Origin of the sequence: Haloplanus ruber, from assembly GCF_024494725.1 — an archaeon.
Classification (GTDB): domain Archaea; phylum Halobacteriota; class Halobacteria; order Halobacteriales; family Haloferacaceae; genus Haloplanus; species Haloplanus ruber.
The window spans coordinates 197,477-211,637 of record NZ_JANHDK010000001.1 but is presented as its reverse complement, the minus strand read 5'-3'; the positions used below and the strand labels follow the sequence as shown (position 1 = coordinate 211,637).

Here is a 14,161-nt window from a genome sequence, read left to right as displayed (position 1 = left end):
GGGTTGGCGACTCCTTCGGCCTGTCGGTTCGTCGCCGCCCTCGACCGGTCACGACAGCCACGCTCGGTATCGGCTTTCGAATCGAAAGCTCACGGCCACCTATATCCCGGGGACCGAAGCAGTAAACGCACTAAGGGAGTACCCCGTAGACTAGAGTACGATGGACGTACGCACCTCCCGACTCGACATCAGGGGGATGTCGTGTGCCAACTGCTCGGCCACGGTCGGGGACGCACTGACGGCTCTCGACGGCGTGCGCGACGCGACGGTCAACTACGCCACCGACGAGGGGACCGTCGAGTACGACCCCGAGGCGGTGTCGCTCCGCGACATCGTCGCGGCCGTCGAGGACGCCGGCTACGGCGTGGTTACCGACACCACGACCTTCGCCATCACCGACCTGTCGTGTGCGAACTGTGCGGACACGACCGAGGCGGCGCTCGATGCCGTCCCCGGCGTCGTCGAAGCGACCGTCAACTACGCCACCGACGAGGCCCAGGTCACCTATCTCCCCGGGACCACCTCGGTGGCCGCCCTCCACGACGCCGTCGCGGACGCGGGGTACACGCCGGTCGGAGCCGACGACGGCGAGGACGACGGGGCTGCCGACGCCCACGAGGACGCCCGCGACACCGCACGTCGGGCGGAGATTCGTCGACAGCGTCGGCTGACGGCTTTCGGCGCGGCGCTCGCGGCGCCGCTGCTTTTCTTTCTCGTCGAGGAACTCCTCCTCGGGGGCAGCTACCTCCCCGACCACGTCCTCGGCATCCCGCGCGGCTGGGTGCAGTTCCTGATCGCCACGCCCGTTCAGGTCGTCCTTGGCCGCCCCTTCTACCGGAACGCCTACACGGCGCTCGCGAAGAACCGCCGCGCCAACATGGACGTCCTCATCGCCCTCGGATCGACGACGGCGTACGTCTACTCTATCGCCGTCCTGTCGGGGGTGATCGTCGGCCGGGTCTACTTCGACACCGCGGCGCTCATCCTCGTGTTCATCACGCTCGGCAACTACCTGGAGGCCCGGTCGAAGGGGCAGGCCGGCGACGCCCTCCGGAAACTGCTGGAGATGGAAGCCGAGACGGCGACACTCGTCGACGACGACGGCACCGAACGCGAGGTTCCCGTCGCGGACGTCGCGGTCGGCGACCGGATGCAGGTCCGGCCCGGCGAGCGGATTCCGACCGATGGCGTCGTCGTCGACGGGGCGAGCGCGGTTGACGAGTCGATGGTGACCGGCGAGTCCGTCCCCGTCGAGAAGGACGTGGGCGACGAGGTGGTCGGCGCCACCATCAACGAGAACGGCGCGCTCGTCGTCGAGGCGACGCGGGTCGGCGCCGACACGGCGCTCCAGGAGATCGTCCGCACCGTCAAGGAAGCCCAGTCGCGCCAGCCCGACATCCAGAACCTCGCGGACCGCATCTCCGCGTACTTCGTCCCCGCGGTCATCGCGAACGCCCTCCTATGGGGCGCGCTGTGGTCGCTCTTTCCCGGGACCCTCGCCGCCACCATCGAGTGGCTGCCGCTGTGGGGTCTCGTCGCCGGCGGCCCCATCGTCGCCGGCGGCACCGTCTCGACGTTCGAGTTCGCGGTCGTCGTTTTCGCCTCGGCGGTCCTCATCGCCTGTCCCTGTGCGCTGGGGCTGGCGACCCCCGCGGCGACGATGGTGGGCACGACCATCGGCGCGCAGAATGGCGTCCTGTTCAAGGGAGGTGACGTCCTCGAACGCGCCCGAGACGTCGACACGGTCGTCTTCGACAAGACCGGCACGCTAACCCGAGGCGAGATGTCGTTGACCGACGTGGTCGCCCTCGACGGCCGGCCGGCGAACCACGACGGGACCGCCGCCGACGGCGGCCAGGTGACGGCCCGCGAGCGCCCGAGCGAGGACGAGGTTCTGTGTCTCGCCGCGACGGCCGAACGCGCGAGCGAACATCCGCTCGCCCGCGCCATCGTCGACGGCGCCACGGCCCGTGACCTCGCGGTTGGCGACGCCGACGACTTCGAGAACGTCCCCGGGCAGGGCGTCCGGGCGACGGTCGACGGGGAGACGGTCCTCGTGGGCAACCGGACCCTCCTGGGCGAGGCTGGGATCGACCTCTCACCGGCCGCCGAGACGATGGAACGACTCGAATCGGCGGGAAAGACCGCGATGCTCGTGGCGCGTGTCGCCGACGGTGACGGCACACTCTTGGGCGTCGTCGCCGCCGCGGACACGGTGAAACCGGGTGCGAGCGAGGCCGTCGACGCACTCCAAGCCCGTGGTCTCGACGTGACGTTGCTCACCGGCGACAACGAACGCACCGCGCGCGCGGTGGCCGAGCAGGTGGGAATCGACCCCGCGAACGTCCGGGCAGAGGTGTTACCGGAGGACAAGTCGGACGCGGTGGCGGCGATTCAGGAGGACGGTCGCGCCGCGATGATGGTCGGTGACGGTGTGAACGACGCCCCTGCTCTCGCCGTCGCGTCCGTCGGCTGTGCCATCGGCTCGGGCACTGACGTAGCCATCGAGGCAGCGGACCTGACGCTGATGCGTGACGACCCGCTGGACGTGGTGAAGGCCATCCGCATCTCGGACGCGACGCTCTCGAAGATCCGGCAGAACCTCGTGTGGGCGCTCGGCTACAACACCGCGATGATCCCGCTGGCCTCGCTAGGCCTGCTCCAGCCGGTCCTCGCGGCGGCGGCGATGGCCTTCTCCAGCGTCTCGGTGCTCGGCAACAGTCTCCTCTTTCGGCGGTACACGCCCGATCACGACTACCGGCTCCTCGGGCGGTTTCGCTGACCGGTCACCCCCCGTCGCGTCGCCGGCCGGTCGAACGGAACACCGATATGGGTGACCGACGAATCGGGCGTCGATGACGCTGTCCTCGGAGGAACGCGACCGACTGGCGGATATCGTCCGCCTCCAGCCGACGAAAAACAAGGAGCTGCAAGAGCGCTGGGGACTCGACAGCGGCAGCGCGGTCCACGGCTACCTAGAGGAGCATCTGAGCGACTACTACTACCGGAACGACAATAGCTACATCTGTGCGACCCCCGAGGCGGCCGACCTCACGGACGCCGACCCGGGGATGGAAGGCGACGAGGACGGACCACAGGTCATCCGCGTCCCGGAACTCGAAGCGCGGGTGTTCGAGGTGGTGGCTGGTCTCGACGAGCGCTCCGAGAGCGTCGTGAGCGTCCTCCAGAAGGTGCGGGCGACCTTCGACGCCGATCCCGACGTCGACGCCGTGCGCGAGGCGCTCCAGAGCCTCCGTCGCAAGGGGGTCGTCGAGGTGGTGTATCGCACCGTCCCGACGTTCAAACGCGCCGTCGAACGGGACCGCATCGACGTCGAAGTCGTCGAGTCCTGATCACTCCTCTGGCTCCCGAATCCGCCGCCGTCGCCGCGCCAGCAACCGCTGGATTCCCTTTCCGGGTCCGCCCTCGATGGGCCACCCGCGGGTGCGCCAGGAGGGTGGTTCGGGCTGGAACTCGGGGCAGTCGCCCGCACACGCCCCGGCCGTCTGGTGGCACTCCATCGCCGCACACCAGGGGACGAAGGCCCCCGATGTCGACCGCAGTTCGAACCAGCGACAGTCGGGGCGCATCGTCTCGACGTAGGACCGCCACCCCGAGCCGTAGGCACGCTCGGCGAGTTCGAGCCGCGTCGTCGCCTTCTCGGCCGCCGACAGCGACGTGTCGGCGCTCGGGTCCAGCGCCGACGGATGCCACGCGACGCGTGCCTCGGGGTCGTCACCGTCGAACGCCATCACCAGCACGCCCGCCTCGACGGGGAGGTCCTCCAGCAACGCGGGTTCGACCGTCTCGCCCGTCGCGGCTGTCGCGACCCACACCTCGTCGGCGAGGGCCGTCGTCACGTCGTGTTCGAGTTGGTCACCGAGGCGACGTGCCGCACTCGCCGAGAGGTCGGGTTTGTTCTCGACGGCGACGATCCGGCGGACCCAGTCGGGGTAGGGAGCGACCTGCCGGATCTCGATCCGGTTGCCCGCCCGGCGAGTCTCGGCGACGCCGCGGTCGGCGGCCCGGTGGACAGCCGCGCGGACGTACCGCCACGGGTAGCCCGGGTCGGGGAGGGCGTCGCGGTACCACGCCCACTCGGCGGGCGCGTGCCGGACGACGTGCAACAGATCCGAATCGAGGGTCCGCTCGCCGAAGGCCGCGCGGGCCGCAAGCCCCGCGGGGTCGGCCTCGACGACCACGGTGTCCCAGCGGCGCTTCCGGGTGCCGAGTTGGCGGGCGACGACCGGAACGGCGTCCGTTTCGCGGTCGGAGTCGGGCGGCCACGCGCGTTCGGCCCACCGGCAGGTGACGAGTTCGAACCCGAACTCCGCATCACCGGGGGCGCCGTCGCTCACGGTGCCGACGCGGGTGCCGGACGAGCGTGTTCCGGCCACATCGCGGTCACCCGACGTACGTCCGGTCGCCCTCCCCGTCCTCGGCCTCGGGTTCGGCCACGAGTTCGTCTAGGTACTCGTGGGCGTCCTCCAGGATCTCACGAGGGCCGTCCTGCGTGATGGTGTTGATCGCCTGCTCGTAATCTCGCCACTGGAGGTCGCGGTGCTCGTTCGAGAGTTCGGCGCTGGCCTCGAACGAGCGGGCGATAAACAGGTGGACCGTCTTGTGGATAGTGTTGCCGCCGGCTTCGAACACGTAGTCGTACTCCTCTCGAAAGCCGTCGATGAGCCGGAAATCCTCGATTCCGGCCTCCTCGGTAACCTCTCTGATCGCGGTCTGCTGGAGCTCCTCGTCCCCCTCGACCCCGCCTTTGGGGAACTCCCAGTCCCCCGGTCGGCTCTTCAGGAGGAGATACTCCCGGTGGCCGCGGGTGTCGCGGAAGAGGATGGCTCCAGCACTGGTCGCTTCAACCGTCATTACCGGCAGTAGACGGCCGTGGGTTAATAGAATGTCGGACGGGCGAGACGGCGGGCCGGACGGACGTGCTTTTGGTCTCTGGCGTATACGGATGGAGTACTGATGGCCTTCGTCACCAAACTCAGCTTCCAGAGCGGAGACCGCGAGGTGCTCGAGTCGCTCGTGACCGACCTCAAGCGGATGGTCGAGCGAAAGGGTGCCGAGTGCAAGGGTCCCCACTCGGCGCCGCCCGAACGACTCACCGTCCCGCAGTACCAGACCCTCCAACCCGGCGAGCAGTTCGACTCCTGGGAGTACACCAGCTACTCCCGGCGGTTGGAGATTCACGGTAGCGACGACGTGGCCCGCCAGGTCGGACACATGGACTTTCCCGACAGCGTTCACGTCGAAATCGAGGTCGACCGCAAGAAACCACTCGGCTACCGAAACGAGTAGCGGCTACGTGTCGCCCTCGACGACGCCGAGGAACTCGCCGGTCCCCGTGCTGTCGCCGTCGTCGAACTCGGTGACGCGGAATCGGACCAGTTGGTCGCCCAAGTCGTCGTCGGCGTCCGGGAGCGCGATGATCGTATCACCGATTCGTACCTGTGCCGTTCCGTCCGCGTAGCCCGTGACGTAGGCGGTGAGCTCGTCGCCGGCCGCGTACGCCGGCCGGTTCGTTCGGAACGTCCAGCCCTCGAAGAACTTACCGAGGCTCATACGCGGGCCACCTCCTCGCTCTGCCGGTCGGGAACGTACTCCAGCCCGTAGCCGGTCCAGGCCGCAATGAGGAAGACGGCGACGAGGAACCAGCCGTGGAAGACGTACGGCCAGACCGCCGCCGGATTGGCGAGCATCGCCTCGGTGAACCAGTCGAACTGCTGGGGCAACTGGATCATGGCGGCGTAGCCCGCGAGGACGCCTCCGCCCCACGGGAAGATATACCCGAGCGCCGAGGTGTTGGCGTCGAGGATGTTCGCGCGCCGGTAGCCGTTGATGTTGAACCGCTGGCCGAGCGTGCGGATGAAGGGCGCGATGGCGATTTCGGCGGCCGTGTTGATCGTGATGGTCGCGTTGACGATGGCCGTGCCGATGACCATCGTCGTCTCGGCGCGTCGGACCGTCGTCGCGACGTGTTCGAGCAGCCACTCCTCGATGGCGGCGAAGCCGCCGCCGACGCGCATCACCTGCGCCGCGCCGACGATGAGGAGCACGAGAACGATCAGCGGGAAGAAGCCGAGTGCGCCAGTATAGAGGCTCCCGCCGACGGTCGCCGAGGCGTCGGGAGCGATCTCGATCACGCTGCCGAGGACGGGCAGACCGTTGAGAGTCGCCGCGATTCCCGACTCGCTCGTCGACCGGAAGACGAGCATCGCCGAGGCGGGCGCGAGTCCGAGCGCGATGTTCAGGGCGACCGAGACGATCAGGCCCCACGAGACTGCCTCGATGATGTGTCGCCCCGCAACCGCGGTGCCGATGACGGCCAGGATCGAGAGCAGGTGGACGAGACCGAGCGGGCCGGCGCCGCCGCCGGCACTCGCGGCCACATCGAGCGGTTCGCCCGCCATCGCCTGGCCCGCGACGATGTAACTCGCCAGCGCGAGCACCGCGGCCACGAGAGCGTACTTGAAGCGCGAGGCGACGACACCCCCGATGTCGGCGTCCTGCGTCACCGCGCTCACGATGGTGGTGTCGGAGACGGGCGCGAGGTTGTCGCCGAAGACTGCCCCCGAGAGGATGGCGCCGAACAGGAGGACCGGATCGGCGCCGAGCAGGACGCCCGCGGGGAAGACGAGGCTGGTAAAGGCCACCGCGGTACCGTAGCCGGTGCCAATGCCGGTCGCCAGGAGGGCGGCGAAGATGAACGTCAGCGCCGGGAACAGCGCCGCGCCGACGTCGGCGGCGCTCGATGCCCACACCAGCCCGTCAACGAACCCGCCGGCTTGGATCGTGTCGGCGAACATGCCGGCCCAGAGCCAAGCGACCACCGCTGTCGCGGCCACGCGCTGGGTCATTCCCTCGAAGATGACGTCGGCGTAGCTCTTCCAGTTGCCTTTCACGAACAGCATGCCGACGATGAGACCGACGAGCATGCCGATGACGAGCCCCGATGTATCGCCGATGCCGAGGAGCCCACTCTGGACGATAGCCCAGGCGATGAAGATGGCAAGCGGCAGGGCGCTCATCACTCGGCCGCCGTAGAACTCGACGCGCGACTCGTCGGGCGGGTCGTCGGGGAGGTCGGTTTCGCTCATCCCGTGTGGGAGTCGTCTATCCCCTTGATTAAATACGCCGGTTCCGGCCGACCACTTATTTCCCGGGCGAGCCATCGCCCCAGTATGAGTCTCGATAGCCCCGACGCCGACTCGCTACGCGACCTGCGCCGTGACCTTCATCGCCACCCGGAACCGGCGTGGCGGGAGTTCTATACGACCGCCCGCCTCGTCGACGAACTCGAAACCCGCTCCCTGGACGAACTCCACGTCGGACCCGAGGTCCTGTCCGAGGACCGCCAGGGCGTGCCCGATACGGCCGAACTCGAAACCTGGGCCGAACGGGCGGTCGACGCCGGCGCCCGCGCGGACGTGGTCGACCGACTGGCCGGCGGCGAAACCGGCGTGATCGCGACCCTCCACTGTGGCGACGGGCCTACCGTCGGTGTCCGGGTCGACATCGACGGCCTCCCGATTACGGAGGCCGACGACTCGTCACACCGTCCCGCGGCGGAGGGCTTTCGCTCCGAGAACGAGGGATACATGCACGCCTGCGGCCACGACGCCCACGCGACTATCGGCGTCGGCGTCCTCGACGCCGTCGCGGAACGTGACTTCGACGGGACGCTGAAGGTGTTCTTCCAGCCGGCCGAGGAAACCGTCTCCGGCGGCAAACCGATGGCCACGAGCGGCCACCTCGACGACGTGGAGTATCTGCTGGCGCTCCACGTCGGCCTCGATCACCCGACCGGCGAGGTGGTCGCCGGGGTCGATGGCTTCCTCGCGGTGAGTCACTTCGACGCCGCGTTCGCGGGGGCGTCATCCCACGCTGGCGGACACCCCGAACGCGGCCGCAACGCGGTCCAGGCGATGGCGACGGCGATCCAGAATCTCTATGCGATCCCCCGTCACCACGACGGCGCCACCCGCGTCAACGCCGGCCGCGTCGGCGGCGGCACCGCCTCGAACATCGTCCCCGAGGAGGCGTTCATCGATGGCGAGGTGCGCGGCGAGACGACCGAACTGATGGAGTACATGGACGACCACGCGATGCGGGTCCTCCGCTCGGCCGCCGAACTCCACGACTGCGAGGTCGACATCGAGTACGCGGGCCGGGCGCCGAGCGGCGAGAGCGACGGCGAACTCGCCGGAGTGGTCGCGGACGTCGCTGGCGACACCGCGGGCGTCACCTCGATTCTCGACCGCGACACTCTCGGCGGGAGCGAGGACGCCACCTACCTCATGCGCCACGTCCAGGATCAGGGGGGACTCGCCGCCTACGTCGGCGTCGGCACCGACCACCCCGGCGGGCACCACACGCCGACGTTCGACGTTGACGAGGAGACAATCGACATTGCGGTCGACGTGCTGTCGGGTGCAGTCGAGCGGATCGGCACGGAGCAGCCGTGAACACGGGAGTCGCGGGTACGCGACCGATCACCGACACCCGGCGCGTGGCGGGCTAGTACTTCGGATCGGCGCCCGTCGTCTCGTAGACTCGGTCCATCACGCCGTCGCGTTCGGCCTGCCAGGCCGACAGCCCCTCGGGACCCGAAGGGTAGGCGTCGTAGCGGTCGATCAACTCCTCGGCCAACTGTTTGGTCCGATAGAAATCGAGAATCGTCCCCCAGTAGCCGAAGCTCTTGATCGCGCTTTTGAGCTTTAGCGCTAGTCCCATCGAGGTCGACCCCGAGTACAGCGCCTCGGCGAGTTTCTCGCCGGGGAGCGAGGCGAGAAGCCCCATCAGATCGTCGACGTCGACGGCGGTCGAGAGCACGTTGTAGACGTCGAGACCGGCGTAGCGGCCGCCGAAGTGATCCATCACCCGCTCGTTGTACGCCCAGAGCGCCGCCTCGGTTGGGTCGTCGCGAGCGTCGACGATGGTCTCGGCGGCGTAGGTGCCGGCGTAGGCCGCGCCGGCGATGCCGCCGCCGGTGGTCGGGTTGACGTGCCCGGCGGCGTCCCCGACGGCGACGAAGCCCGGCGCGACCGCCGAGTCGTACGGCCGTCGGGTTGGCAGGGCAGCGCCGAGTTTGTCCTGCACCTCGGCGCCCGCGAACTCGGGGCGGCGCTCCAGGTCTGCCCGCAGGTCGTGGACCAGTTTCATCGGTTCCTCGGTCATCTGGAAGCCGAGACCGGCGTTGATCGTCGTGCTGGTGCGCGGGAAATACCAGAGGTAGCCGGCCGCACGCTGGGTCGGCTTGAACACGAGGGCGTCGTCCCACTCCACGGGGTCCGGGACCTCGACGATTTCGCGGTAGGCCGAGCAGAACTGCGAGTAGGAGACGTTGGTGTCGAAGGTCGCCCCGTCGAGGTCGGCCTTATCCTGAAGGATCGAGAGGGCACCGGCGGCGTCGACGGTCACGTCCGCCTCGTAGGTAACCGGGTCGCCCTTCCTGATTCCGCGGACGCCGGTCACCCGGTCGCCCTCCTGCAAGACGTCCTGCACGACGGTGTCGTAGTGGAACGTCGCGCCGGCCGACTCGGCGCCGTCGATGATCCGGCGGCCGAACCCCTGGCGGTCGATGACGGCCAACTCGCCCGGGACTGGGATATCGAGAACCGTATCGTGAGCCGGAAGTTCGAACCGGCCGTGGTCGACGCCCGTGTTGGTAAACGAGCCTTCGATCCGCGACTTGGGGATGGCCTCCGGGAAGGCGTCGGCCCCCTTCAGGGCGTCGCCACACGCGATGTGACCCGCCTCCGACTCGTCTTTCCGCTCGACGACGACGACGTCGAGACCGTCTTGGGCGAGGCTGGCCGCGGCATAACAGCCCGCGGTGCCCGCCCCGACGACGACGACGTCGCACTCGTGGGTGGTCATTGGTTGGATGTCGCGGCCGCGGTGGGAAAACTCTTCGCTCACGTTTTGTCGGAGACGCGGCGACGGAACCGGCCGCGACGGCTACGACGCCCGCTCGACCGCTGCCTCGACGAGCGTCCGCGCCTCGGCAACCAGGTCGTCGACGGTCTCGCTCTCGGCGTACAGTCGGACGTAGGGTTCGGTGCCGCTCGGCCGAACCAGTACCCACGACCCGTCGGGGCGGTCGAGGCGCACCCCGTGATCGGTGTCTACCGTCGCCTCGGGAAACGCCTCGGGGAGCGTCGTCCCCAGTCGCTCCATTGCCGCCGCCTTCGCCCCGTCGGGACAGGAGACGCTCACCTTTCGGTAGGGGCGCTCGGTCACGGGCGCCCGCAGCGCCGGCAGCCCCTCGGCGGCGACGAGGCGGGCGATCACGGCCGCGCTCGCGACGCCATCGATCCAGCCGCCAAAGCGTGGGTGGATATGCTTCCAGGGTTCGGCGGCGAACGCCACCGTCTCACCCGCCTCGCGGGCGTCGGCAATCCCCTCGTGAAGCGATCCGAGCGCGACCCGTTCGACCCGGCCACCGGCCGCCGTCACCCGTTCGTCGATCCGGCCGGAGGCGTTGGGCGTCGTCACGACCACCGGGTCGGCGGCGTCGCTCGTCCGGACGTATCGCTCGGCGACGACCGCGAGGACGGTGTCCTCGTGGACCACCTCGCCCGCCCCGTCGACGATCACGATCCGGTCGGCGTCGCCGTCGTGTCCGATCCCGAGGGCGGCGTCCGGGTCGTCGGCCACGAACGCCCGGAGGTCGGCAAGTGAGTCGGGCGTCGGCTTACTCCCCCGGCCCGGGAAGTGACCGTCGACGTTCGCGTGCAACGAGACGACGTCGCCGCCAAGTTCCCGGATGATCGCCGGTGTCGCCGGCGCGCCGGCCCCGTTCCCGCAGTCGACGACGACCCGCAGGCCGTCGAGCGGGGCACCGAGGTTCCGGGCGTACTCGACGACCGCCGCGCGGTAGTCGGGAAGTGGTGACGACTCTCGACGGTCCCCCCACGCGTCCCACGGGACCGGCCCCTCGTCGGCCTCGATCCGTCGTTCGACGCCTCGTTCGGCCGCGCGGTCGTACTCGACGCCGTCGACGAAGGGCTTGATGCCGTTGTCACCCGGCGGGTTGTGTGACGCGGTGAGCATCACGCCCCGTCGCCCTCGCGAGGCGAACGCCAGCGCAGGGGTGGGGACGACGCCGACCCGCCGGACCGCAGCGCCGCCGGAGAGTGCGCCCGCCTCGACGGCGGCCGCGAGGCCGGGGCCGGTCGTTCGGCCGTCGCGACCGACCACCACCTCGTCGGCCTCGCGGCCGACCGCTCGCCCGACCGCGACCGCACGTTCCGGCGTCACGTCCGTCTCCACGCTCCCGCGGATGCCCGCCGTCCCGAACAGGTCCATACTGGCTTTCCGAGGGCCACCGATTTGTATCGGTCGGTGGCTTCCGAAAGCTTGACCGGCACCCCGGCGGATGGACCGGTATGTCAGCGGCCGAGCCGTCCGACGGCCCCGTCCGGATCGACCGCGTCGCCGTCGCCGTCGTCGCCCTCACCCTCGCCGCCCTAGCGGCCCGCCTCGTCGGTCTCGGGTCCCGCCCCTTCCACTGGGACGAGGCCCGCGTCGGCTACTGGACCCTCCGCTTTCTCGACGCTGGTGCCTTCGAGTACCGGCCCGTCGCTGGCGGCCCTCTCCTCTATGTCCTCGACCGGACGGTCTTCGCGCTCGTCGGCGCTACGGACACCACCGCCCGCGCCGTCGTCGCTGTCGTCGGTGGTCTCGCCCCGCTTGTCGCGCTCCTCTTCCGGCGTGGCCCCGACGACAAGTCGGTCCCGCGATACCGTCTCGGCGACGCCGAGACGGTGGTCCTCGCTGCCCTCCTCGCCGTCTCCCCCGTGTTGCTCTACTACGGGCGCTTCCTCCGGGGCGACGTCCCCCTCGCTGTCTTCTCACTTCTCGTCGTCGGCTGTGTGATTCGCGTCCTCGACGGGGGCGGCCCGCGCTATCGCTACCTCGGCGCCGTCGCCCTCGCCCTCGCCGTCGCGTCCTCGGGGTTCGTCGTCGGCTCCGTCGTCTGCTGGCTGGCCGCGGCGGCACTCACCGTCGACCAGCGACGCCTCGTCGGCGAAGGAGCGTTCGCCCGCGTCGCCGTCGGACGCGCGGCCGAGCGACTCCGTGGGTCGCCTCGCTCGGCGCTCGGTGCGCTCGCCGCCTTTCTCGTCGTCCACGTGTTCTTCTACGCGCCACGGGTCGGCGGGTCGATCCGCCCGTCGCCAACGACTATCGAGGCGGCCGTCCTCGGTGCGCCCCGGCAGTTCTACGCGGTGCGGGTCGTCGGCCGGCGACAGGGCGGCGAACACGAACTGCTTCCCTACCTGAGCGCGCACGTCGAGACGCTGCTGGCGGCCTCGGGGGTCGTCCTCGCGCTTGCCGTGGTGGGCTTTCTCGCCGACCGCTACGGTCGCGGCCCGTCACGGCCGGTCGTCGCCTTCCACGCCTACTGGGCCGGCGCTTCGCTGCTGGTCTTCCCCGTCATCACCGAGGAGAGCGCGGCGTGGCTGACCGTCCACACCGTCGCGCCGGCGCTGGTGCCCGCGGCGGCGGGGGTCGGCCTGCTCGTTCGGTACGGCGCGCGCGGCCTCGACCGGTCGGACGCGACGGCCGTCGCCGTCGCCGGACTGCTCGGTCTCGCGCTCGTCGGCCAACTCGGTGTTGCCGTCGCGGGCACCGCGTACGGCCCGACGACGACTGAGAACCCACTCGTCCACCACGCCCAGCCGGGCGACGACCTCAACCCCTTCGTCGACGACGTATCGGCCGCCATCGAGGGCAACCGCGGGACCGACGTGCTGTTCTACGGGTCGACGTTCGTCCCCGCGGGGCCGGACGGTGCCACGGCCGAGCGCCCGCCGGTGAGCGACACCTGGGGCAACCGCCTCCCGCTGGCGTGGTATCTCGAACGGCTGGGTGCCGAGACTGACGGCGTCCGCGACCCGCGGGAACTGGCGGCGACGGAGACGCCGCCAGTAGTCATCGCCGACGCCAGCCAGCGCTCGACGCTTGCGCCACGGCTCGACGGCTACGAAGCGCGCACCTACCGGCTGTCGCTCTGGGATCGAGAGGTCGTCGTGTTCGTCCGCTAGCGGAAGCCCATCGCTTCGATCTGTTCCTGATAGCGGTTGCGGATGGTGACCTCGGTCACCTGGGCGACGTCGGCCACCTCGCGCTGGGTCTTTTTCTCGTTACAGAGCAGCGAGGCGGCGTAGATGGCCGCGGCGGCGAAGCCGGTCGGGGACTTGCCCGAGAGCAGGCCCTGTTCGGCCGACACGTCGATGATCTCTGTCGCCTTGGCCTGGACCTCCTCGCTGAGTTCGAGCGCGGAGGCAAACCGCGGGACGAACTGCTTGGGGTCGACCGGCTTGAGTTCGAGACCGAGTTCCTGGGAGATGTAGCGGTAGGTCCGACCGATCTCCTTTTGCGGGACACGAGAGACCTCGGCCACTTCGTCGAGCGACCGGGGAATGCCCTCCTGCCGACAGGCGGCGTAGAGGGCGGCGGTGGCGACACCTTCAATCGAACGTCCGCGGATGAGGTCCTCGTTGAGCGCGCGGCGATAGATGACCGAGGCAACCTCCCGTACCGACCGCGGGACGCCCAGTGCCGAGGCCATCCGGTCGATTTCGCTCAGCGCGAACTGGAGGTTTCGCTCGCCCGCGTCCTTCGTCCGGATGCGCTCTTGCCACTTTCGCAGTCGGTGCATCTGCGACCGCTTCTCCGAGGAGAGCGAACGCCCGTAGGCGTCCTTGTCCTTCCAGTCGATGGTCGTCGTCAGGCCGCGGTCGTGCATCGTCTCGGTAATCGGGGCGCCCACCCGGGACTTGCTCTGTCGCTCCGAGTGGTTGAACGCCCGCCACTCCGGGCCACGGTCGATCTGCCGGTCGTCGATGACGAGTCCACAGTCCTCACAGACGAGTTCCCCTTGGTCGGCGTCGGTGACGATGTTGTCGGACCCACACTCGGGACAGTCGACGGATTCGTCCGCTTCCTGTTCCGTCTCCTGGCTCCGCTGACGTTGGCGGCTCGGACGCTCCATTATAAGTGTCGTGGCGAACCTGTTATTTAAAACTTTGGTGGCGATACACCCAATCGGCCGATGGCGTCGACTCCGAGGTGTCGGCCCGAGCCGATCCAGGGCGTCGAGAGTCGACGCGGGGCCGCACGAGCGGCCGATTCGGGGGGCGGT

General features: G+C 69.5%; 12 protein-coding genes. 5 read left to right on the top strand and 7 right to left on the bottom strand.

The window, feature by feature from the left end; all coding sequences use genetic code 11:
* Positions 1-160 precede the first annotated feature (160 nt).
* Positions 161-2,782: a heavy metal translocating P-type ATPase gene (locus NO878_RS01065; protein WP_256404112.1), complete on the top strand. Its 2,622-nt coding sequence runs from the start codon at positions 161-163 to the stop codon at positions 2,780-2,782.
* Between the two features lie 73 nt (positions 2,783-2,855).
* Positions 2,856-3,353, top strand: coding sequence for a DUF5797 family protein (locus tag NO878_RS01060; RefSeq protein WP_256404111.1), 498 nt, complete (start codon positions 2,856-2,858; stop codon positions 3,351-3,353).
* Here NO878_RS01060 and NO878_RS01055 read toward each other — a convergent pair whose 3' ends face one another.
* Both NO878_RS01055 and NO878_RS01050 read right to left on the bottom strand, forming a co-directional pair.
* On the bottom strand, positions 3,354-4,397 hold the full coding sequence (locus NO878_RS01055; RefSeq protein ID WP_256404110.1) for a DUF5787 family protein: 1,044 nt from the start codon (positions 4,395-4,397) through the stop codon (positions 3,354-3,356).
* A 7-nt stretch (positions 4,398-4,404) separates the two neighbouring features.
* On the bottom strand, positions 4,405-4,875 hold the full coding sequence (locus NO878_RS01050; protein WP_256404109.1) for a bis(5'-nucleosyl)-tetraphosphatase: 471 nt from the start codon (positions 4,873-4,875) through the stop codon (positions 4,405-4,407).
* Positions 4,876-4,977: 102 nt separating this feature from the next.
* On the opposite strand from NO878_RS01050, the gene NO878_RS01045 reads away from it, so the two are divergent.
* Positions 4,978-5,310, top strand: a complete 333-nt coding sequence (locus tag NO878_RS01045) for an uS10/mL48 family ribosomal protein (protein WP_256404108.1) — start codon at positions 4,978-4,980, stop codon at positions 5,308-5,310.
* 3 nt (positions 5,311-5,313) lie between these two features.
* Here the strand turns inward: NO878_RS01045 and NO878_RS01040 are convergent, their stop codons facing one another.
* Together NO878_RS01040 and NO878_RS01035 are read right to left on the bottom strand one after the other, a co-directional pair.
* Positions 5,314-5,574 carry a DUF7513 family protein gene (locus NO878_RS01040; RefSeq protein WP_256404107.1) on the bottom strand — a complete coding sequence of 87 codons (261 nt, stop codon included), beginning with the start codon at positions 5,572-5,574 and terminating at the stop codon, positions 5,314-5,316.
* Entirely contained in the window at positions 5,571-7,109 is a 1,539-nt protein-coding gene (locus NO878_RS01035) for a Na+/H+ antiporter NhaC family protein (protein ID WP_256404106.1), read from the bottom strand. The genes NO878_RS01040 and NO878_RS01035 overlap by 4 nt, the downstream gene beginning before the upstream one ends.
* Positions 7,110-7,193: 84 nt before the next feature.
* Between NO878_RS01035 and NO878_RS01030 the strand changes: the two genes are divergently transcribed.
* Positions 7,194-8,477: an amidohydrolase gene (locus tag NO878_RS01030; protein WP_256404105.1), complete on the top strand. Its 1,284-nt coding sequence runs from the start codon at positions 7,194-7,196 to the stop codon at positions 8,475-8,477.
* Between the two features lie 52 nt (positions 8,478-8,529).
* Here the strand turns inward: NO878_RS01030 and NO878_RS01025 are convergent, their stop codons facing one another.
* Positions 8,530-9,891 (bottom strand): geranylgeranyl reductase family protein, encoded by a 1,362-nt coding sequence (locus NO878_RS01025; protein ID WP_256404104.1) that lies wholly within the window; start codon positions 9,889-9,891, stop codon positions 8,530-8,532.
* A gap of 81 nt (positions 9,892-9,972) precedes the next feature.
* A complete protein-coding gene (locus NO878_RS01020; RefSeq protein ID WP_256404103.1) occupies positions 9,973-11,322 on the bottom strand; it encodes a phosphohexomutase domain-containing protein in 1,350 nt (449 codons plus the stop codon).
* 80 nt (positions 11,323-11,402) lie between these two features.
* On the opposite strand from NO878_RS01020, the gene NO878_RS01015 reads away from it, so the two are divergent.
* Complete coding sequence (locus NO878_RS01015; protein WP_256404102.1) at positions 11,403-13,061, top strand: flippase activity-associated protein Agl23; 1,659 nt, start codon at positions 11,403-11,405, stop codon at positions 13,059-13,061.
* On the opposite strand, the gene NO878_RS01010 is transcribed toward NO878_RS01015, so the two are convergent.
* Entirely contained in the window at positions 13,058-14,011 is a 954-nt protein-coding gene (locus tag NO878_RS01010; protein ID WP_157690973.1) for a transcription initiation factor IIB, read from the bottom strand. The genes NO878_RS01015 and NO878_RS01010 overlap by 4 nt on opposite strands.
* Positions 14,012-14,161 lie beyond the last annotated feature (150 nt).

Bases quoted from the DNA above. Each gene is read 5' to 3' on its own strand.
- NO878_RS01010 (WP_157690973.1), bottom strand. From the start codon at position 14,011: ATGGAGCGTCCGAGCCGCCAACGTCAGCGGAGCCAGGAGACGGAACAG.
- NO878_RS01060 (WP_256404111.1), top strand. From the start codon at position 2,856: ATGACGCTGTCCTCGGAGGAACGCGACCGACTGGCGGATATCGTCCGC.
- NO878_RS01065 (WP_256404112.1), top strand. From the start codon at position 161: ATGGACGTACGCACCTCCCGACTCGACATCAGGGGGATGTCGTGTGCC.
- NO878_RS01040 (WP_256404107.1), bottom strand. From the start codon at position 5,574: ATGAGCCTCGGTAAGTTCTTCGAGGGCTGGACGTTCCGAACGAACCGG.
- NO878_RS01015 (WP_256404102.1), top strand. From the start codon at position 11,403: ATGTCAGCGGCCGAGCCGTCCGACGGCCCCGTCCGGATCGACCGCGTC.
- NO878_RS01035 (WP_256404106.1), bottom strand. From the start codon at position 7,109: ATGAGCGAAACCGACCTCCCCGACGACCCGCCCGACGAGTCGCGCGTC.
- NO878_RS01045 (WP_256404108.1), top strand. From the start codon at position 4,978: ATGGCCTTCGTCACCAAACTCAGCTTCCAGAGCGGAGACCGCGAGGTG.
- NO878_RS01020 (WP_256404103.1), bottom strand. From the start codon at position 11,322: ATGGACCTGTTCGGGACGGCGGGCATCCGCGGGAGCGTGGAGACGGAC.
- NO878_RS01030 (WP_256404105.1), top strand. From the start codon at position 7,194: ATGAGTCTCGATAGCCCCGACGCCGACTCGCTACGCGACCTGCGCCGT.
- NO878_RS01050 (WP_256404109.1), bottom strand. From the start codon at position 4,875: ATGACGGTTGAAGCGACCAGTGCTGGAGCCATCCTCTTCCGCGACACC.
- NO878_RS01025 (WP_256404104.1), bottom strand. From the start codon at position 9,891: ATGACCACCCACGAGTGCGACGTCGTCGTCGTCGGGGCGGGCACCGCG.